Below are 18,905 nucleotides of genomic sequence, written 5' to 3'. Positions count from 1 at the left end.
TTATAGTTGTGATGCCGAGAGGGTCACAACAAAAATGGTTCTGACTGGATTGATTCAATCAGTCACCTTCATTAATTGCTCAACATAAGAGGATTAATATTATGCGTACATTTGATTTCACACCACTTTATCGTAGCGCCATTGGTTTCGATCGCTTAGCAGATCTAGTCGAAGCGGCAGCTAGTGCATCAGCACAAAATGGCAACGGTTATCCACCATACAACATCGAATTAATCGGTGATGATAAATATCGTATCACTCTGGCAGTCGCTGGTTTCAAAGAAGAAGAACTGGATATTACTAGCCATGAAAATACATTAATTGTCACTGGTAGCAAAACACCAGAAGAAACCTCAGAAGGTGAAAAAGCGGATAGTCGCAAATTCCTGTATCAAGGGATTGCCGAACGAGGCTTTGAACGCCGTTACCAATTAGCTGACCATGTTAAAGTACAATCAGCTAGTTTAGAAAATGGCTTGTTACATATTGACTTGGTACGCGAAGTACCTGAAGAATTGAAACCTAAAAAAATCGCGATTCATTCAGGTCGTAACCCAGAATTGATTGAAGGTTAATAACCGCATCAATCACACAGTTACAGAAAGCCCGGCATAAAGCCGGGCTTTTTATTCTGTATATTAAAAGAGAACTTTCACATTAAAAGAGCACTTTCTGACTGATCGTTTCACGTGAAACATAATGAATTTATCAGCTAGATGTTAACAGCGATTCCGTGGGAAATTGTTTCACGTGAAACACTAAAATTAAAATAATCAATAATAGTAATAGTGATCCGGTGAAGACTGATCCAACACAAAAGATCAACTAAGATAAGATCAAGATTGCTGATCTTTTTTACGAACATAGACCACTGGATCCTGCCCTCTTAAATCCAAAAAGAATTGATAGGTTCCATCTGTTTTCGGGATAAACTTAATACTATTAAATTCAGCACAAGCATCAACAACCCGCTTCTGTCCTTCTTTTAACAATGAGCTATCCGACTTATATCCAAAATCAGTTCCACAATGCCAATCTTTATCACCAATCTTCCATTCGTATGGACGACCATCGGCGATGAGTTCAGCTTCAGTCATCCACAACCCCTTCTGCCCCGAAACTTGTTGCAATTGATACTGCGGGTCAGCATCCCACCACGTAAAAACACCGCGCAAATAGATAGGACGATCAATTTGGATTTTACTGCCAGAAGAATACATCGATGGATGGCTACTACACCCCGCTAATAAAACAGCACCCAACAGGAATAATCCAAAATGGATATTTTTCATAATTGCCTTCTTTATCGGTTCAATGGCTATAAATAGAACAATATACTCGATAATAACAGATCTATTGCTAAGCACCAGTTTATTAAAAACCCTAAATAAAACAGTTAAATATAACATAAGGAAAATAAAACAAGTGCGCGCTAAGAGAGCATCTCTTAGCAACTAGACTAGATGAAATGACAAGCTATAAACTACACAATTTAGACAAAAAAATAGCCCGTTATTTAATCATAACAGGCTATTATTCAAAAAGACTTAAGCTACAAGCAAACCCTATTCTTCAGCAAGCCACTTGGCTACGCGTTTAGAAAAATAAGTTAAAATACCATCAGCACCAGCCCGTTTAAAGCAAAGCAAAGATTCCATAATAGTGGCTTTTTCTTCGAGCCAACCGTTTTGAATAGCGGCCATCTGCATGGCATATTCACCGCTAACTTGATAGGCAAAAGTTGGGACATGGAAGGTATCTTTGGTTTGGCGAATCAAATCAAGATATGGCATTCCGGGTTTAATCATCACCATATCAGCACCTTCTTGAAGGTCCAAGCCCACTTCATGCAAAGCTTCGGCACCGTTTGCAGGGTCCATCTGATAGGTCTTTTTATTACCGCCTTTAATGTTAGAGCTCGAGCCAATTGCATCGCGAAAAGGTCCATAGAAGCACGATGCATATTTAGCAGAATACGCCATAATCTGCGCATTCACGAAACCTGCTTTTTCAAAGGCTTCACGCATCGCCAGAATACGGCCATCCATCATGTCACTTGGAGAAATAATATCTGCACCGGCCTCTAAATGAGATAGCGCCTGACGGACCAACACTTCAATCGTAATGTCATTTAAAACATAACCATTATCATCGATAATCCCATCTTGCCCATGTGTTGTAAAAGGGTCTAGTGCGACATCGGTCATCACGCCGATAGTTTTACATTCAGCTTTAATTGCTCGAATGGCGCGTTGAATCAATCCATCAGGGTTATAGGCTTCTTCAGCGTGTAAAGATTTTTTATCAGCTTCAACATAGGGAAACAAGTCAATCAATGGGATGCCAAGCGCTTCACACTCTTTAACTTCCTTTACCAACTCGTCGATACTGTAACGAAAAACACCCGGCATGGAAGAGACTTCTTCAACTCGTCCACTCCCCTCTAATACAAACATCGGATAGATAAGATCATCAACAGTTAATTGATTTTCAGCCACTAAACGGCGTGAAAAATCATGGGCACGAAGACGACGCATCCGTCGCAAAGGAAACTGACTTAACTCATTCACAAGAGAACTCCCATTTGAATTGTTGAGCATTAATAAAATTTCTCAGGATAGAAATACGCGCTGAAAATTATCCCGAATCTGAGCGGTCAGCTCGCTGACCGAAACCTGGCGAAGCTTGGCGACAACCTCATAAATATGAGGTAAATAACAGGGTTCATTACGCCGACTCTTAGGCTTATTAGGCATATCTCTAGGTAAGAGATAAGGCGCGTCTGTTTCTAAAAACAACCGCTCGGCAGGGATTAACTTGACGAGCTCTCGTAAATCCTTGCCGCGTCTTTCATCACAAATCCAACCGGTTATGCCAATATATAACCCTGCTGCTAAATAGCGCTCTAGCGCTTGTTTCGAACCGGTAAAACAATGCAGTACACAAGAGCGAAGCGAAGCAAGTCGAGGCTCAAGGATAGCCATAAACTCATCATGGGCATCGCGCTCATGCAAAAGTACGGGCTTATTAACAGAGGCGGCTAAATCAAGCTGCGAGATAAACACCTGACGCTGAACATCCCGAGGTGAATAGTCACGATTATAATCCAAACCGCATTCCCCGACAGCAACGACTTTATCTAATTTTGCTAACTCATTGATAACATTGGGACTATCATTGTTAAATAACTGTGCTTGATGAGGATGACAACCAGCAGTGCTAAAACATCCCGGGTAGCGCTCAGTCATACTCACCAATTGACGAGCCTCTTCAACTTCACTGGCAAGCAATAAAAACTGTTCTACACCAACATCTCTTGCTCTATGAATGACCTCGTCACGGTCTTTATCAAACTGACCACTGGAAAGATTTAAAGCAATATCAATCATCTAACGACTCTGTATTTTCCGTCTCATTTTTGCGGGTGTAAAAACGCGCGAAAAACAAACCTAATTCAAATAAAAACCACATCGGCAATGCTAACAGCGTCTGAGAAATCACATCAGGAGGCGTCAACAACATTCCGACAACAAAGACAGCTACAATGACATATGGCCGTTTGGCTGACAACGACTGCACTGATGTTATCCCCGACCAGCACAATAAAACCGTGGCAATAGGGATTTCAAACGCCGCGCCAAACGCAAAAAACAGCTTCAACACAAAGTTTAGATAACTCGATATATCGGTTGCTATGGTTACCCCGGCCGGAGCAACTGCCGTAAAAAACTTAAAAGCTAAAGGAAATACCACAAAATAAGCAAATGCCATCCCCGCATAAAACAAGACGGTACTGGCCACAACGAGTGGTAAAACCATCCGCTTTTCGCTGCGATACAAACCTGGGGCAATGAACAACCAAACCTGCGCCAGAATAAAAGGAATGGCAATAAATACCGAGCAGACAATCGTCAGCTTGATAGGTGTTAAAAATGGCGCAGCAACCTCAGTTGCAATCATTGATGAGTGATTAGGTAAAACGGCCAATAATGGCCTAGCAACCCAGCTATAGATAGTGTCACTAAAGTACACCAATGCAGCGAAGATGATTAAAACCGCCAGAATGCATCGTAATAAACGCCGGCGCAGTTCTAACAGATGGCTAATAAGGGGGACAGACTCAGATTCTGATTCAGGATTTTGGCTCATCATTGCCCTTATGCGTTGAATCTTTGACGTCTTCTTCCTGCTTTGGTGTTATATCGGCGCTCACAACATCTTCATCGCTATCTTGGCGGGAGATATCTCGATGAGCGAGGCTATCTTTTAACTGCCCACCGATGTGGTAACCTGCTTGTCGCGCCTTTTCGACCTCTTCGCGAAGCTCCTTCAACTGAATTTCTTTTTCCAAGTCATCTTTGACCTGATTAGCCATCGAACGCAACATATAAACCCAGCGCATAACGGCCCTAATCGCCTTAGGCAAACGCTCGGGGCCTAAGACAACCAGACCAATCACCGCGCATAACACCAGCTCCCAAAACCCAATATCAAACATAATTGTTTACTGGTTCGGTTTATTGGTGTCGTCTTTATCATCCGTGTTCTGACGCGTCTGCTTAGAATCAGATTCCTTATCTTGACTATTCATCGCGTCTTTAAAGCCTTTAACCGCATGGCCGATATCGCCGCCCATACCACGCAAGCGCTTAGTACCGAATAACAACGCCACAATGACCGCAATAATTAATAATTGCCAGATACTGATGCCACCCATAGCTTGCTCCTACTTTCGCGTTGATTATAGTTAACGAAGCTTTCTAAAACCAAAAGCTCCTAAAACGACGGTTAAACCGAGTAATACGGCGCAAATTCGTATATCTACACTATATAAAATAGCAGCACTAATGAGGCATGCACCAGCACCTAACCCATAGAATAAGCTCGCCTGCTTGGCCTTTTGTCGATTTAAGTAAAGTTTAGAAAGCTCACCAAAATTCTGCTGATGACGACGCGCCAATTGCAGATTTTCGTATACGAGCTCAGGAATTTCCGGAAATTTTTCCATCCAATGGGGAGATTTTGCTTTAATCGCATCAAACAGCGCACCAGGGCCTACTTGATGACGGATCCATTTTTCTAAAAATGGTTTGGCAGTTTTCCACAAATCCAGTTGTGGATATAACTGACGCCCAAGCCCTTCAATATATAACAGCGTTTTCTGCAGCAATACAAGCTGTGGCTGGACCTGCATATCAAAACGCCGCGCGGTATTAAACAAATTCACCAGCACATGGCCAAATGAAATTTCTGCCAACGGTTTCTCAAAAATCGGTTCACAGACTGTACGAATGGCCGCTTCAAACTCGCTCACATTGGTATCGGCTGGCACCCAACCAGAATCAACATGCAATTGCGCAACCATTCGATAATCACGATTAAAAAATGCCAGAAAGTTTTCCGCTAAATAGCGTTTGTCATCACGATTAAGCGTTCCCACAATGCCGCAATCAATACCAATATACATTGGATCTTCAGGGTGCTCGTAGGAAACAAACACATTGCCCGGATGCATATCGGCATGAAAGAAACTGTCACGAAACACTTGGGTGAAAAACACTTCCACACCACGCTCAGCAAGCAATTTCAAATCCGTACCTTGGGCAATGAGCTGATCGACATCAGAAACGGGAATACCGTAAATTCGCTCCATCACCAGCACATTTTTATGGCAAAGTTCGCTGTACACCTCAGGGATATAAAGCTCTTTTGAGCCTTCAAAATTACGTCGCAGCTGAATGCCATTGGCCGCTTCTCGAATAAGATCTAATTCATTGATAAGGGTGCGCTGATACTCTTCAATCACTTCAACCGGACGCAACCTTTTGGCATCTGGAATTACGCGCAGCAACCGGGCAAAACGGCGCATCAGGCTGATGTCAGAATCGATAACATCTTCAATTCCCGGGCGAATGACCTTAACCACCACCGCTTCGCCATTCTCAGCAAGCGTTGCACAGTGAACCTGCGCAATCGAAGCCGAAGCTAGCGGTTCGATATCAAACTCGCTGAACACCTCATTAAGGGGTTTTCCCAGCGCCTTTTCAATGCGTTTAATCGCTTCTTCGCCAGCAAAGGGCTTCACCTGATCTTGCAAAAGTGCTAAAGATTCCGCGACCTCTTTTGAGAGTAGATCTCGGCGGGTTGAAAGCATCTGACCCAATTTTACGAACACCGGACCTAACGTTTCTAACGCTAAGCGTAAGCGCTCGCCGATTGGCATTTTTTTATATCGATTCGGCCAGAAAAATAATAACCTTCGCGCCAAGCGCATTGGCCACGGCCAAAACTTCCGAGGAATGGCTTCATCAATCCCAAAACGGCATAGAGTATGGACGATAACCCAAAAACGAAGTGCAGCCTTAATTCCCATGTCGAGCCGCCAGCTGCTTTAACCTTGCCTCAAATTGATTCAGTTGAGATTTCAGGGCACTAATATCACAAGAGAAATCATTAAATTCGGTTTTGCCAACGCCAATGCGCCACTCTTCAATGGCTAATTCAGCACCTTTAGCCACACTTTGGGCCGAGCTTACACGAATCATCTCAACTAATTTTTGCAGCTGATGCACCAATAAATGCGCGGGAGCATCGCCAATAAGTGTCGATAACTTCTCTTCAAAATCGGGCTCAACGTCGCTAAAAAGCGCTGCAAACTGCTGGATAACACGAATATCACCAGTGAGTTCAACTTCACCCGATTTAATCAGCTCAGGCAGACGATTGGGGTCGCGTAATTTCACCGCACTAAACACGGATGCCTTCAGTTGACTATCGCTTTGACCTTCAAAATGATTCAGAACATCTAACTGATGAGATTCAATATTAAAATAGATAGTTGGCAATGGCGTAATTTGAACGGCCACCACTTTGCCACTGAGTTTGTTTAAGCGTTTGGATGAGTTTTCATCCAAACTAAGATAGTGATTACTAACTAACTCCAGACATGCTGACATTAATGGAGCAAAAGGCATATTGACTCCTAAAATTTGTAACCCCGATGCAGTGCTACAATCCCGCCGGTCATATTAAAGTATTCGACATTCTCAAAACCCACCTGTTCCATCATGGATTTTAATTTTTCTTGACCAGGATGCATGCGAATCGACTCAGCCAGATATCGGTAGCTTTCAGAATCATGTGCAATCAATTTGCCCATTAACGGCAGAACGCGAAACGAATATTGGTCATAAACTTTGCTTAAAAGCTTATATTGCGGTTTAGAGAACTCAAGAATCAACAGCCGCCCACCAGGTTTAAGAACCCGGAACATCGATGCCAACGCTTTGTCTTTATCGGTCACGTTACGCAAACCAAAGCTAATGGTGATCAGATCAAACGTGTTATCAGGAAACGGCAATGCTTCAGCATTCGCCTGAACAAAACGAACATTATCAGCAATGCCACGATTGCGCAGCTTCGCGCGACCAACTTTAAGCATTGAATCGTTGATGTCAGCCAGTACGACTTGTCCAGAAGGCCCGGTTAAACGAGAAAATTTTGCGGTTAAATCACCAGTACCACCGGCTAAATCGAGCACTTTTTGCCCGGGACGAATCCCACTACAGTCAATGGTGAAACGCTTCCAAATACGATGGATACCCATCGACATCAGATCGTTCATAATGTCATATTTAGCGGCTACAGAGTGGAATACATCAGCGACCATGTCGGCCTTTTGAGATTTTTGAACTTGGGTAAAGCCAAAGTCGGTAGTGTCGTCCTCGTGCTTGTTCATACGAACTTGTCCTGACAAAAAGAGATAGTTCGATAGTTTACTTGATGGGCAGCCTATAGCCAAATAGCTTCTCAGTTCTATCGTGAGTTAACAGGCTCTTGGCAAACAAAAAAGTGCGTACCAAGCTTGCCGCACGCACTTTTTTGTCTATAACATATCGCTGGTAACCAGCACGACTCCCTGATCAGAGATAGTAAAGCGTTTGGCATCCAATTCTTTATCAACGCCAATTTGCATCCCGTCAGGGATAATGCAATCTTCACCAATAATCGCTTTATGAATCAAGCAGCGTTTACCGACTTCACTGCCCGGCAACAACACACTATCGTATACTTCACTGCGCTCTTCGATGCGCACATCAAATGACAACAGTGAATGATGAACAGCTGCTCCGGAGACAATCACCCCAGCAGAGAGCATTGAATCAACCGCATAACCACGTCGGTCATCTTCATCAAAGACAAATTTGGCACCGGGACGCTGTTTCTGATCGGTGATAATTGGCCATTCTTTATCATAAATATTGAGCTGTGGTTCTGGCGCTAATAAGTCCATACTTGCCTCATAATAGGCGTCCAAATCCCCCACATCTCTCCAATAACCATTGTTGCCAGGGTGGCCTTTGGCGCCAAAAACATAACCATAGACACGCCGTTTAGACAACAGCGATGGAATGATATTGTGCCCAAAATCATGCCCATAGCCAGGCTGAAGTAGGGCTTTACGTAATTCACAATCTAATACGTCGGTATTAAAGACATAGATCCCCATCGAAACCAACGCCTGTTGCGGGTCATGTGGGTCGCATTTGGGATTAGCAGGCTTTTCATCAAAGCTCAGAACGCGGCCATCTTGAGCCAGTCCCATGACGCCAAAAGATGACGCTTTAGCAATTGGCGTGCGAATACAAGCAACAGTCACTTCAGCATCGTTTTCCGCATGGAAGTTAACCATCCTTGAATAATCCATTTTATAAACATGATCGCCCCCTAAAATAAGGACGCGGTCAAAGCGATTACTGTCAATCAAATCCAGGTTCTGATAAACCGCATCAGCTGTGCCTCGATACCATTCTTCGCCAGTACGCTGCTGAGCGGGAATGATACTAACCTGTTCATCGAGAGCAGAATGAAAAAACTGCCATCCCGACTGCAGATGCATAATCAGATCCTGAGCCATGTATTGAGTTAATATGCCAATTCGGCGAATGCCGGAATTGACGCAATTAGATAAGGTAAAATCAATAATTCGGTATTTGCCACCAAACGAAATAGCTGGCTTAGCGACACGATTAGTAAGATCACGCAGTCGAGTCCCTTTCCCTCCGGCCAAAACCATCGCGGTGGTTCTTCGAATCAGTTGGTTACTCGATAGGTGAGAATAGCGGTTTTCTGACATAACGGCTCCGTAATACGATCAATGATCCACCCTCTACGTCATTGTTGAAACCTGCTACAGCTTAAATGCAGTTAGCGCAATAAAAGGGACAGAAACCCCTCATGACTAAGACATGCATAAAATTATGAGAGGGATCTTCTTATTGAGCTTAGTCAACGGATAGAAATTCGTCGAAAAATCAACCGAATTAACTGACTAATCGTGCGCTAGCATTCATAACTTTCAATTGATAAGGCCTGTGCTATCACATTGGCACGTTATTAGATAAAAAATAAAATATCCCCACACCCCACAATTGCGATTAAAAACTAAACTATTACAGCGTGTGTCACAAAACTGTCATCAAAAAGAAATATCCTTGTCATCGTATTCATCTACTTTGCAAGACGTTAATTAAAAACGATTGAATGAATCAGACAATGATGTCGATTCTACAAAAAGCTCCCATTAGGAGGGATCATGAAATTGATGCGTACAACTGTCGCGGGTCTTATGGCGGCAACACTGTCTCTGACTACGCTGTCAGCTATGGCTGCACAAACAATTACAGGTGCAGGTTCAAGTTTCGCTGGACCTATTTATTCTAAATGGGCAGCAGCATATAACAAAGAAACTGGTGTTCAGTTGAACTATCAAAGCATCGGTTCATCAGGCGGCATCAAACAAATAAATGCAAGCACTGTTGATTTTGGTGCATCAGACAAACCGTTATCTGATTCAACTTTGGCTAAAGACGGTCTGGCTCAGTTCCCAACTGTTGTAGGCGGCATCGTTGTTGCAATTAACGTCCCTGGTGTAAAACCAGATGAAATGGTTCTTGATGGTAAAACATTGGGTGATATCTACCTGGGTAAAATCAAAAAATGGAATGACCCAGCGATTAAAGCGTTGAACCCAGAGCTTAACCTGCCAGCAACTGACATCGCAGTTGTGCGTCGTGCTGATGGTTCAGGTACTTCATTTGTATTCACCGGCTACCTGTCCAAAGTAAACAGCGATTGGAAATCAAAAGTAGGTCAAGGTACAACTGTTAACTGGCCAGTCGGTTTAGGTGGCAAAGGTAACGATGGCGTCGCCGCATTTGTTCAGCGCGTTCGTGGTGCTATCGGTTATGTTGAATACGCTTACGCGAAACAAAACCATTTAACCTATACCAAAATGAAAAACCACGACGGCGAAATTTTAAGCCCAACTCGTGGTAACTTTAGTGCAGCCGCTGCAGGGGCTGACTGGGCTAAAACATTCCAGCAAGATTTAACAGATAAACCCGGAGCTCATGCTTGGCCAATTACATCAGGCACTTTCATCCTGATGCATACTCAGCCTAAAGATGCTTCACGAATTAAAGAAGTGATGAAATTTGTTGATTTTGGTTTCAAACATCCAGACTTAGCAAAATCATTAGACTACGCGCCTCTTCCAGAATCTGTGGTAAAAGTCATTCATGAAGAATGGTCTACTCAGTTTAAAGGCGCTGATGGCAAAGCAATCTGGTAAGTGATTACACATACCAAACGCTTCGTCTAAACAAGTTGTTCCCTTCCCTTTTTTAAGGGAGGGGAATTTGTTTATATTAAGTTAGCAATAAATAGAGAGAGTTATGGTGCAACCGCTAAGAAAAGCGCCCAGCAAACTAACTGACCGACTATTTTCTGCGATCGTTCGTATCGCAGCGATTGTGACACTGTTAGTCCTCGGTGGCATTATTGTGTCGCTGATCATATCGTCGATGCCAACCATCCGAGAATTTGGGCTGTCGTTCCTTTGGCTCAAAGAGTGGAACCCACCCGCTGATAAATACGGAGCCCTGATTCCGATTTATGGCACATTGGTTACATCCTTCATTGCCCTGCTCATTGCTGTTCCGGTTAGTTTCGGAATCGCATTATTCTTAACGGAGTTATCACCAAACTGGCTCAAACGTCCTTTGGGCATTGCCATTGAACTGTTAGCCGCCATTCCTAGTATTGTTTATGGGATGTGGGGATTATTTATTTTTGCCCCGTTATTTGCCCAATATTTTCAACAGCCGCTAGGCGATCTGCTCTCAAACGTGCCACTAATTGGCTTTTTATTCTCAGGCCCGGCTTTTGGGATTGGGATCCTAAGCGCTGGGGTCATCCTAGCGATTATGATTATTCCGTATATTTCATCAGTCATGCGTGATGTGTTTGAACGCACCCCACCGATGATGAAAGAATCAGCTTATGGCCTTGGCTGCACCACTTGGGAAGTCATCTGGCACATTGTGTTGCCATTTACCAAAAATGGCGTGATTGGGGGCATTATGCTAGGGCTCGGACGAGCTTTGGGCGAAACCATGGCAGTCACCTTTGTCATTGGCAACACCTACAATATGTCGAGCTTTTCGCTGTATCAGCCGGGCAACAGTATCACCTCCGCTCTGGCTAATGAATTTGCTGAAGCAGGACCTGGGCTTCATACCTCAGCACTGATGGAATTAGGCCTCATCTTATTTGTTATCACCTTTATCGTTTTGGCGTTGTCGAAATTGATGGTCTTGCGCCTGTCACAAAATGAGGGCCGCAAATCATGAGCACTACCGCCGAATTACAAAAACAGAAAATAGCCATTTCACGCACCAAAATGCAGGCCAAACGTCGTGTTAAAAACCGTATTGCGCTGTTTTTATCACTATTGACGATGATCTTTGGTCTGTTCTGGCTCGCTTGGATCCTCTATTCAACGTTAACTAAAGGGGTTTCAGGGTTAAGTTTGCAGCTCTTTACCGAATCGACTCCGCCACCTAACTCAACCGAAGGCGGGCTAGCCAACGCCATCGTCGGTAGTGGCTTGTTTGTGTTTTGGTCAACCATCATAGGGACGCCGCTGGGGATTTTAGCCGGGATTTATTTGGCCGAATACGGCAAAGACTCACCACTGGCGGGCTTGACTCGTTTCATTAACGATATCTTGCTCTCGGCGCCTTCGATTGTCGTGGGGCTATTTATCTACTCCATCGTGGTGATGAATACCGGCCATTTCTCTGGCTGGGCTGGGGTTTTGTCACTAGCGCTGTTACAGATCCCGATTGTTGTTCGAACCACTGAGAATATGCTCAAACTTGTCCCCAATAGCTTGCGAGAAGCGGCGTATGCACTCGGGACACCGAAGTGGAAAATCATCCTATCGATTACCTTAAAATCATCGGTATCGGGGATTATTACCGGGGTTCTGCTGGCGATTGCCCGCATCGCTGGGGAAACAGCGCCACTGCTGTTTACCGCGTTGTCGAACCAGTTCTACAACACAGACTTAAATAACCCGACCGCCAGTTTGCCAGTAATTATCTTTAACTTTGCAATGAGCGCCTTTAGTTCATGGCAACAGCTAGCTTGGGCCGGCGTGTTATTAATTACTGTGTTTGTATTGATACTAAATATTTTAGCTCGCGTTATTTTCGCGAAAAAACAGCGTGGATAAGCCGTTAGCCTTCGGATCTACGAGATTAAGAGAGATGTTTGAATGAGTACTGAAACCCCGATCACTGATCCCAAAATTCAAGTGCGCAACATGAATTTCTTCTACGGTAAATTCCATGCGCTAAAAGATATCAATTTGGATATCGCCACCAATAAAGTGACCGCTTTTATCGGTCCATCAGGGTGTGGCAAATCCACATTGCTGCGTACCTTTAATAAAATGTATAACCTCTACCCAGAGCAACAAGCAGAAGGTGAAATTCTGCTTGATGGCAAAAATATTCTGGCTGATAACCAAGATGTTGCGCTGTTACGCGCTCAGGTTGGGATGGTCTTTCAGAAACCGACGCCATTTCCGATGTCGATTTATGACAATATTGCCTTCGGTGTTCGGTTATTTGAAAAACTGTCTCGCCCAGAAATGGACGAACGCGTTCAATGGGCATTAGAAAAAGCAGCCTTGTGGAACGAAACCAAAGACAAGCTGCATAACAGCGGCAACAGCCTCTCTGGTGGTCAGCAGCAGCGTCTGTGTATTGCCCGAGGGATTGCCATTCGTCCCGAAGTATTACTGCTTGATGAACCATGCTCTGCCCTCGACCCAATTTCGACCGGGCGCATCGAAGAGCTGATTAGTGAGCTAAAATCAGAATATACCGTCGTTATCGTAACCCATAACATGCAACAGGCGGCGCGCTGCTCTGACTACACTGCCTTTATGTATTTAGGTGAACTGATTGAATTTAACGACACTAATACATTATTTACAACGCCAGGCCAGCGACAAACAGAAGACTATATTACCGGCCGTTATGGTTAATATCAGGAGCCTAAATAATGGACAATCTCAACATCAATAAACATATTTCGGCTCAATATAATGCTGAGCTCGAATCAGTACGCAACCAAGTTTTAACCATGGGTGGGCTCGTCGAAAAACAGCTCGTCGATGCAATTAAAGCGATGAACAAAGGCGATGCGGAACTGGCACAAACAGTTATCGACAATGACCAAAAAGTCAATGCGATGGAAGTTAGCATCGATGAAGCCTGCACGCAGATTATTGCCAAACGCCAGCCAACCGCCAGTGACCTGCGATTAATTATCGCAATCATTCGAACCGTCTCTGAGCTGGAACGCATTGGTGATGAAGCCGATAAAATCTGTCGTACTGCGCTGGAAAAATTCTCTAATCAGCATCAAACCCTGTTGGTTAGCCTTGAATCATTGGGCCATCACACCATTCAGATGCTTCATGATGTCTTGGACGTATTAGCTCGATTGGATTTAGAACAAGGGATCCAGGTTTATCGCGAAGATAAAAAAGTAGATCGTGAATATGAAGGTGTTGTGCGCCAGTTGATGACCTACATGATGGAAGACCCTCGGACCATTCCGAATGTGATGACCGGAATGTTCTGTGCCCGCGCCATTGAGCGTATTGGCGACCGAGTGCAGAATATCTGTGAATTTGTATTCTATCTGGTCAAAGGCAAAGACTTCCGCCATGTTGACGGCGAATCGCTAGAAAAACTGCTGTCCGATGTCACTCCGCCAGCTAAAAAATAATGGTTTGGGGCAATGACTTAATTGCCCCACGTTTTAACTTTTAACTTCCATCTTGGCAAAACAACCTCTTTGCCTCTCTGCACCATCTGAAAAAGCCAGCGATCTTAACCATGATTTAGCTATTTTATAGCCATATTTGCTAGCTTTTATGCCACGTTTAATCATCCCTTCTGTTTAGCTCTGATGTATAGATATCCCGTATCAGCAATGTTAATGTGATAAGTCATACATAATGGATGGGTAATGCAGATTGCCCAATTTCACTGAACAACAATAAATTTGAGCGAGGACAGGCAACCATGAATGTAGGTTTTGTGGGATGGCGCGGAATGGTTGGTTCCGTACTAATGCAACGGATGCAAGAAGAAAATGATTTTGCCAAAATCACCCCCGTATTTTTCACCACCTCACAAGTCGGACAGAAGGGTCCAGAAATTGGCGATAGCAAGCCGTTAAAAGATGCCTCATCGATTGAAGAACTTGCAAAAATGGATGTGATTGTCACCTGTCAGGGCGGTGATTACACCAAAGCTACTTACCCCAAATTACGCGAATCAGGCTGGCAAGGCTACTGGATTGATGCCGCATCGACACTGCGCATGGTTGATGAATCCGTTATTATTCTCGACCCGGTTAACCGCCATGTTATCGACAAAGCATTGGCCGAAGGCACAAAAACCTTCGTCGGCGGTAACTGCACCGTTTCATTGATGCTAATAGCGCTGGCCGGTTTATTTGAAAAAGACTTAATCGAATGGGTCACCCCGATGACCTATCAAGCCGCATCTGGGGCCGGTGCTCGCAACATGCGTGAACTGCTTAGCCAAATGGGTGAGTTACACGATTGTGTCGCGCCAGAGCTAAGCTCGCCATCTTCAGCGATTTTGGAAATCGATCGCAAAGTTGCCGCTAAAATGCGCTCAGACAGCTTTCCAACCGACCAGTTTGGTGTACCGCTAGCGGGCAGCCTAATTCCATGGATTGATGCCGAACTGCCATCTGGCCAGAGCAAAGAAGAGTGGAAAGCGCAGGCTGAAGCCAACAAAATTTTAGGCCAAAGCGATACCCCAGTGCCAATCGATGGCTTGTGTGTACGAGTTGGCGCGATGCGCTGCCATGCTCAAGCACTGACCATTAAGCTGAAAAAAGACTTGCCGGTCAGTGAAATTGAATCCATCTTAGCCGAGCATAATCAGTGGGTAAAAGTGATTGCCAACGAAAAACAGTTGAGCATGCAAGAGCTTTCGCCTGCAAAAGTGACAGGGACGCTAAGTGTGCCTATCGGCCGAATTCGTAAATTAGCCATGGGCGGAGAATATATTTCAGCATTTACCGTGGGTGACCAGCTGTTATGGGGCGCCGCTGAACCACTGCGCCGGATGTTAAATATTTTGCAGCAGGCTTAAAATTAGAGAACTTTTGAGCGCAGCGCTTTTTTAGAGCTGTGCTGACTTTTCTTATCAAGGCGTCGACGCACCGACGCCTTGGTTGGTTTGGTCTTCTTACGTTTTTTATTTTGATGCAGCGCCTTAGCCACCAGCTCAACCAGCCGCTGTTTCGCATCGTCTAAATTAAGCTGATAAGTGCGGTGCATCTGCGCTTTAATCACAATCTCCCCTTGAGAAGTAATGCGCTGATCTGAATAACGCAGCAAGCGCTGCTGCTGAGTTTGAGTTAAACCGCTTTGCGCAATATCTAAGCGCAGTTCCACAGCAGACGCGACTTTATTCACATTCTGCCCACCAGGACCACTTGCTCTTATCTGAGAAATTTTGATGGCATCCTCATCGATAGCAACGCCGGGTTTGACCTGCAACATAGATTAACTCCTTAAATAAAATCCCCTAATAACGCCGCACCATAAGCGTTGGGAGTGATAAATGGTAACGAATTGCCACCAGGCGGATCAACAAGGCCGTTAAAATACATAGTAAGGTGCTGACCCAAAATGGTGAGTGAACACTTACTGCTAAAATCCAGGCAATGCCACCGGCAAGGCACGCAGTTGCATAGACCTCTTGGCGCAGCACCAGTGGCACTCGATTTGCCAACACATCTCGTAACATGCCACCACCACACGCGGTTAGAATCCCCATCAGCACACAAATGGAAAGAGGTGCACCACTTTGCTGGGCTTTGACCGCCCCAATTGCCATGAAGGTTGCCATCCCAATGGCATCAGCAACTGGCAGCAACCACCACGGCAAAGTTTTTAAACGCCACAGACCAATCAAACTAACGACACTGGCGGCTAGAATCACCCACAGATAAGCAAGTTGATGCACCCAAAAAACCGGGGTATCCCCTAATGCCATATCCCGAATGGTACCACCACCGATGGCGGTACAAGTGGCTAAGACTAACGCGCCAAATGGATCCATCCGTCGCCCGGTAGCCACTAAGACACCCGAGATAGCAAATACTGCCGTACCAAAATAATCCAAAACCGTAATTAACATTTTTCGCTCTTAAGCAATCGCGTTTTAACGCGCCTATTAGACCCAATTTATCGCTTCGATACCAGCGCCAAAGTTGAGTGAATCAGCAATCGGCTCTATGCTCCTAAGAGAATTAAAAAGGAGTCCTTAATGGCAAAATTAGTTTGGTTTCGACACGATTTACGCACTCTGGATAACCCCATGCTCAGTTATGCCAGCCACAGCGGCCAACCCATCTATGGCTGTTATCTGATTACGACCAAACAATGGCAGCGGCAAAACCACAGCCCGCTGCGCAATCAATATGTGCTCAACCGCCTTTGTGCATTGCGCCAAGAGCTTCACGATTGCCATATCCCGCTGATAGTTAAAAGTTGCGATGACTATGACCACAGCATCGATGAGCTCAAAGCGTTATGTCTTAAACTAAATATCGATGAAGTGCTGATTGGCGCTGAATATGGACTCTGGGAGCGTCAGCGCGATGAGAAAATTCGCACCGAACTTGCCTCACAATCCATTCAACTGAGCAGTTTTACCAGCCAGTTACTCATAGCGCCCGGCGAACTTGTCACAGGCAAAGGGCTACCTTATCGAGTGTTCACCCCTTTTTCCAAAGCATGGAAAGCGCAGCTTGCATTGCATGACCACCCACCACTTAGCGCCCCCAACCAAGCGCCAATCAATATAAACATTGATGAAGGGTTAGATAACGAGGAACTTGCACGTTTAGCCGATGGAGAAAGCCGCTGGCCAGTGGCGCAACAACAAGTACTCAACCATCTCAGCCATTTTATAAAAAATAAAGTTAGTGATTACCAACAATCACGCGATTTTCCCAATGAGCCAGCCACAAGCCGCCTGTCGGCAGCCCTTGCCCACGGAGTATTTTCTAGCGCGCAAGCCCTTTATCTATTAAAGCAAAGCTACCCCAACCAATATCTTGACCCTAAATCAGGCCCTGGATGTTGGCTTAATGAACTGATCTGGCGCGAGTTTTATATTCAGCTGCTCGCACAATTTGACGCCATCAGCCAGGGGCTAACCTTTAAAAGTGAGACGCGCGCCATTAAGTGGGATAACAATCCACAAGCACTCAGTGCTTGGCAACAGGGTAAAACCGGGATCCCAATTGTTGATGCTGGCATGCGCCAGCTTAATGAAATTGGCTGGATGCATAACCGGGTACGGATGATCTGCGCTTCATTTTTATCTAAAAACCTCTGGCTCGACTGGCGAGAAGGCGAAAAATATTTCATGAGCAAACTGATTGATGGACATCTGGCCAGTAACAACGGCGGATGGCAGTGGAGCGCTTCTACCGGAACAGATGCTGCACCCTATTTTCGAGTTTTTAATCCGGTTAGCCAAAGTCAGAAATTTGATCCCAAAGGGGATTATATTCGCCGCTGGGTCAGCGAATTGGCCTCACTATCGCCAGCGCAAATCCACGAGCCAAGCGATGAAGTGCGCCAAAAACTCAATTATCCACTGGCAATTGTCAATCTTAAACAATCGCGCAAACAGGCCATTGAGCGCTTTGCTGCGCAAACCAAATCAGACTAAAAGAGCACTGAAGACAATGTCGAAAAAATCACTTCAACGCCAATGCCTAATAAAATCAGGCCACAAATCCAGTCTAAATAACGGTTATGGCGACGGATCCAGTTCAACAGGCCCGCTTGGGTTAAAATAGTCACCACTAGCGAATACCAACAACCATCAATGAGCCATGGCGTGAGTACGAGCACGCCATGGGAGCCTTGAGCACTTTGGACAAAAGGGCTAAACAGCGCAATAAAAAACAGTAAAATTTTGGGATTCAGCAATGAGATAGCCAATGCATCACGCGCGGCATCAACGGGCGATGAGCTCGCAGCACTTTGGCTAAGCTCAAACTTACCAGCGGCTTGGCGAAATGAACCAATGCCCATCCAGATGAGATAACAAGCGCCAGCAAGGGCGATAATGCGAAATAATAGCTGCGCTTTTAACAAAATAACCGCTAAACCAAAAACACTTAACGCCGCATACACCGCAATACCGGTCGTATGACACCACGCGGCAACATAACCACAACGACGGCCACCACTGATGGTATGACGAATCACCATGGCTAAACTTGGTCCCGGCGACATTGCCCCCAACAAACATACGGCTGCCAAAGGTAGCCAACGACTGATATCCACAAACGCCCTCGTTCATTCCTTGCTGTGTCATTCGTAACGCTAGAATAACGCCATCACAGTCATTTGCATAACAGATTGACAAGCCGCTCAGCGCAAGCGAGGATTTGGTGTGAATCTTAATCAAGGAGTC

The 18,905-nt window shown here is 45.0% G+C and carries 21 protein-coding genes; 8 read left to right on the top strand and 13 right to left on the bottom strand.

Features of this window, described 5'->3' with window-relative positions; genetic code table 11:
• Positions 1-101: 101 nt before the first annotated feature.
• Positions 102-575: an Hsp20 family protein gene (locus tag ABTQ23_RS00650; RefSeq protein ID WP_408613687.1), complete on the top strand. Its 474-nt coding sequence runs from the start codon at positions 102-104 to the stop codon at positions 573-575.
• Positions 576-836: 261 nt separating this feature from the next.
• On the opposite strand, the gene ABTQ23_RS00645 is transcribed toward ABTQ23_RS00650, so the two are convergent.
• From ABTQ23_RS00645 to glgC, 10 genes are all read right to left on the bottom strand, one after another.
• Positions 837-1,292, bottom strand: coding sequence for a hypothetical protein (locus ABTQ23_RS00645; protein ID WP_408613686.1), 456 nt, complete (start codon positions 1,290-1,292; stop codon positions 837-839).
• Between the two features lie 273 nt (positions 1,293-1,565).
• Positions 1,566-2,537 carry a porphobilinogen synthase gene (gene hemB, locus ABTQ23_RS00640; protein WP_498038930.1) on the bottom strand — a complete coding sequence of 324 codons (972 nt, stop codon included), beginning with the start codon at positions 2,535-2,537 and terminating at the stop codon, positions 1,566-1,568.
• A gap of 75 nt (positions 2,538-2,612) precedes the next feature.
• On the bottom strand, positions 2,613-3,389 hold the full coding sequence (locus ABTQ23_RS00635) for a TatD family hydrolase (protein ID WP_408613684.1): 777 nt from the start codon (positions 3,387-3,389) through the stop codon (positions 2,613-2,615).
• Positions 3,382-4,152 (bottom strand): twin-arginine translocase subunit TatC, encoded by a 771-nt coding sequence (gene tatC / locus ABTQ23_RS00630; RefSeq protein ID WP_408613683.1) that lies wholly within the window; start codon positions 4,150-4,152, stop codon positions 3,382-3,384. Before tatC ends, ABTQ23_RS00635 begins: the two co-directional genes overlap by 8 nt.
• Positions 4,133-4,498: a Sec-independent protein translocase protein TatB gene (gene tatB, locus ABTQ23_RS00625; RefSeq protein WP_408613682.1), complete on the bottom strand. Its 366-nt coding sequence runs from the start codon at positions 4,496-4,498 to the stop codon at positions 4,133-4,135. The genes tatC and tatB overlap by 20 nt, the downstream gene beginning before the upstream one ends.
• A 6-nt stretch (positions 4,499-4,504) precedes the next feature.
• A complete protein-coding gene (gene tatA, locus ABTQ23_RS00620) occupies positions 4,505-4,717 on the bottom strand; it encodes a twin-arginine translocase TatA/TatE family subunit (RefSeq protein ID WP_408613681.1) in 213 nt (70 codons plus the stop codon).
• Between the two features lie 30 nt (positions 4,718-4,747).
• Complete coding sequence (gene ubiB / locus ABTQ23_RS00615) at positions 4,748-6,373, bottom strand: ubiquinone biosynthesis regulatory protein kinase UbiB (RefSeq protein ID WP_408613680.1); 1,626 nt, start codon at positions 6,371-6,373, stop codon at positions 4,748-4,750.
• The gene (locus ABTQ23_RS00610; protein ID WP_408613679.1) at positions 6,363-6,974 is read right to left on the bottom strand and encodes a ubiquinone biosynthesis accessory factor UbiJ; all 612 of its coding nucleotides are present in this window, start codon (positions 6,972-6,974) and stop codon (positions 6,363-6,365) included. Before ABTQ23_RS00610 ends, ubiB begins: the two co-directional genes overlap by 11 nt.
• Before the next feature lie 8 nt (positions 6,975-6,982).
• Positions 6,983-7,738 (bottom strand): bifunctional demethylmenaquinone methyltransferase/2-methoxy-6-polyprenyl-1,4-benzoquinol methylase UbiE, encoded by a 756-nt coding sequence (ubiE, locus tag ABTQ23_RS00605; RefSeq protein WP_408613678.1) that lies wholly within the window; start codon positions 7,736-7,738, stop codon positions 6,983-6,985.
• Between the two features lie 147 nt (positions 7,739-7,885).
• Positions 7,886-9,136: a glucose-1-phosphate adenylyltransferase gene (glgC, locus tag ABTQ23_RS00600; protein WP_408613677.1), complete on the bottom strand. Its 1,251-nt coding sequence runs from the start codon at positions 9,134-9,136 to the stop codon at positions 7,886-7,888.
• Positions 9,137-9,595: 459 nt separating this feature from the next.
• On the opposite strand from glgC, the gene pstS reads away from it, so the two are divergent.
• The 6 genes from pstS (at position 9,596) to asd (ending at position 15,554) form a co-directional block, all read left to right on the top strand.
• Entirely contained in the window at positions 9,596-10,633 is a 1,038-nt protein-coding gene (pstS, locus tag ABTQ23_RS00595; RefSeq protein ID WP_408613676.1) for a phosphate ABC transporter substrate-binding protein PstS, read from the top strand.
• A gap of 103 nt (positions 10,634-10,736) precedes the next feature.
• Positions 10,737-11,693, top strand: a complete 957-nt coding sequence (gene pstC, locus ABTQ23_RS00590) for a phosphate ABC transporter permease PstC (protein ID WP_408613675.1) — start codon at positions 10,737-10,739, stop codon at positions 11,691-11,693.
• On the top strand, positions 11,690-12,580 hold the full coding sequence (pstA, locus tag ABTQ23_RS00585; protein ID WP_408613673.1) for a phosphate ABC transporter permease PstA: 891 nt from the start codon (positions 11,690-11,692) through the stop codon (positions 12,578-12,580). Before pstC ends, pstA begins: the two co-directional genes overlap by 4 nt.
• Positions 12,581-12,622: 42 nt before the next feature.
• On the top strand, positions 12,623-13,399 hold the full coding sequence (gene pstB / locus ABTQ23_RS00580; protein WP_408613672.1) for a phosphate ABC transporter ATP-binding protein PstB: 777 nt from the start codon (positions 12,623-12,625) through the stop codon (positions 13,397-13,399).
• Between the two features lie 17 nt (positions 13,400-13,416).
• Positions 13,417-14,148 (top strand): phosphate signaling complex protein PhoU, encoded by a 732-nt coding sequence (gene phoU, locus ABTQ23_RS00575; protein WP_408613671.1) that lies wholly within the window; start codon positions 13,417-13,419, stop codon positions 14,146-14,148.
• Positions 14,149-14,447: 299 nt separating this feature from the next.
• On the top strand, positions 14,448-15,554 hold the full coding sequence (gene asd / locus ABTQ23_RS00570) for an aspartate-semialdehyde dehydrogenase (protein WP_408613670.1): 1,107 nt from the start codon (positions 14,448-14,450) through the stop codon (positions 15,552-15,554).
• A 2-nt stretch (positions 15,555-15,556) separates the two neighbouring features.
• Here asd and arfB read toward each other — a convergent pair whose 3' ends face one another.
• Both arfB and ABTQ23_RS00560 read right to left on the bottom strand, forming a co-directional pair.
• Positions 15,557-15,967, bottom strand: a complete 411-nt coding sequence (gene arfB, locus ABTQ23_RS00565; RefSeq protein WP_408613669.1) for an alternative ribosome rescue aminoacyl-tRNA hydrolase ArfB — start codon at positions 15,965-15,967, stop codon at positions 15,557-15,559.
• A gap of 25 nt (positions 15,968-15,992) precedes the next feature.
• Positions 15,993-16,607, bottom strand: a complete 615-nt coding sequence (locus ABTQ23_RS00560; RefSeq protein WP_408613668.1) for a trimeric intracellular cation channel family protein — start codon at positions 16,605-16,607, stop codon at positions 15,993-15,995.
• A 129-nt stretch (positions 16,608-16,736) separates the two neighbouring features.
• On the opposite strand from ABTQ23_RS00560, the gene ABTQ23_RS00555 reads away from it, so the two are divergent.
• Positions 16,737-18,152 (top strand): cryptochrome/photolyase family protein, encoded by a 1,416-nt coding sequence (locus ABTQ23_RS00555; protein ID WP_408613667.1) that lies wholly within the window; start codon positions 16,737-16,739, stop codon positions 18,150-18,152.
• Here the strand turns inward: ABTQ23_RS00555 and ABTQ23_RS00550 are convergent.
• Complete coding sequence (locus tag ABTQ23_RS00550) at positions 18,149-18,775, bottom strand: LysE family translocator (protein WP_408613666.1); 627 nt, start codon at positions 18,773-18,775, stop codon at positions 18,149-18,151. The genes ABTQ23_RS00555 and ABTQ23_RS00550 overlap by 4 nt on opposite strands.
• Positions 18,776-18,905: the final 130 nt, after the last annotated feature.

Source organism: Celerinatantimonas sediminis, from assembly GCF_046054195.1.
Taxonomy (GTDB): Bacteria; Pseudomonadota; Gammaproteobacteria; order Enterobacterales; family Celerinatantimonadaceae; genus Celerinatantimonas.
The sequence above is the reverse complement of the archived record's forward strand: the minus strand, read 5'-3'. Positions and strand labels throughout refer to the sequence as shown.

Bases quoted from the DNA above. Each gene is read 5' to 3' on its own strand.
- phoU (WP_408613671.1), top strand. From the start codon at position 13,417: ATGGACAATCTCAACATCAATAAACATATTTCGGCTCAATATAATGCT.
- pstC (WP_408613675.1), top strand. From the start codon at position 10,737: ATGGTGCAACCGCTAAGAAAAGCGCCCAGCAAACTAACTGACCGACTA.
- ABTQ23_RS00560 (WP_408613668.1), bottom strand. From the start codon at position 16,607: ATGTTAATTACGGTTTTGGATTATTTTGGTACGGCAGTATTTGCTATC.
- glgC (WP_408613677.1), bottom strand. From the start codon at position 9,136: ATGTCAGAAAACCGCTATTCTCACCTATCGAGTAACCAACTGATTCGA.
- pstA (WP_408613673.1), top strand. From the start codon at position 11,690: ATGAGCACTACCGCCGAATTACAAAAACAGAAAATAGCCATTTCACGC.
- arfB (WP_408613669.1), bottom strand. From the start codon at position 15,967: ATGTTGCAGGTCAAACCCGGCGTTGCTATCGATGAGGATGCCATCAAA.
- ABTQ23_RS00650 (WP_408613687.1), top strand. From the start codon at position 102: ATGCGTACATTTGATTTCACACCACTTTATCGTAGCGCCATTGGTTTC.
- tatB (WP_408613682.1), bottom strand. From the start codon at position 4,498: ATGTTTGATATTGGGTTTTGGGAGCTGGTGTTATGCGCGGTGATTGGT.
- ABTQ23_RS00610 (WP_408613679.1), bottom strand. From the start codon at position 6,974: ATGCCTTTTGCTCCATTAATGTCAGCATGTCTGGAGTTAGTTAGTAAT.
- ubiB (WP_408613680.1), bottom strand. From the start codon at position 6,373: ATGGGAATTAAGGCTGCACTTCGTTTTTGGGTTATCGTCCATACTCTA.
- pstS (WP_408613676.1), top strand. From the start codon at position 9,596: ATGAAATTGATGCGTACAACTGTCGCGGGTCTTATGGCGGCAACACTG.
- tatC (WP_408613683.1), bottom strand. From the start codon at position 4,152: ATGATGAGCCAAAATCCTGAATCAGAATCTGAGTCTGTCCCCCTTATT.
- ABTQ23_RS00555 (WP_408613667.1), top strand. From the start codon at position 16,737: ATGGCAAAATTAGTTTGGTTTCGACACGATTTACGCACTCTGGATAAC.
- hemB (WP_498038930.1), bottom strand. From the start codon at position 2,537: ATGCGTCGTCTTCGTGCCCATGATTTTTCACGCCGTTTAGTGGCTGAA.
- ubiE (WP_408613678.1), bottom strand. From the start codon at position 7,738: ATGAACAAGCACGAGGACGACACTACCGACTTTGGCTTTACCCAAGTT.
- ABTQ23_RS00635 (WP_408613684.1), bottom strand. From the start codon at position 3,389: ATGATTGATATTGCTTTAAATCTTTCCAGTGGTCAGTTTGATAAAGAC.
- asd (WP_408613670.1), top strand. From the start codon at position 14,448: ATGAATGTAGGTTTTGTGGGATGGCGCGGAATGGTTGGTTCCGTACTA.
- ABTQ23_RS00645 (WP_408613686.1), bottom strand. From the start codon at position 1,292: ATGAAAAATATCCATTTTGGATTATTCCTGTTGGGTGCTGTTTTATTA.
- tatA (WP_408613681.1), bottom strand. From the start codon at position 4,717: ATGGGTGGCATCAGTATCTGGCAATTATTAATTATTGCGGTCATTGTG.
- pstB (WP_408613672.1), top strand. From the start codon at position 12,623: ATGAGTACTGAAACCCCGATCACTGATCCCAAAATTCAAGTGCGCAAC.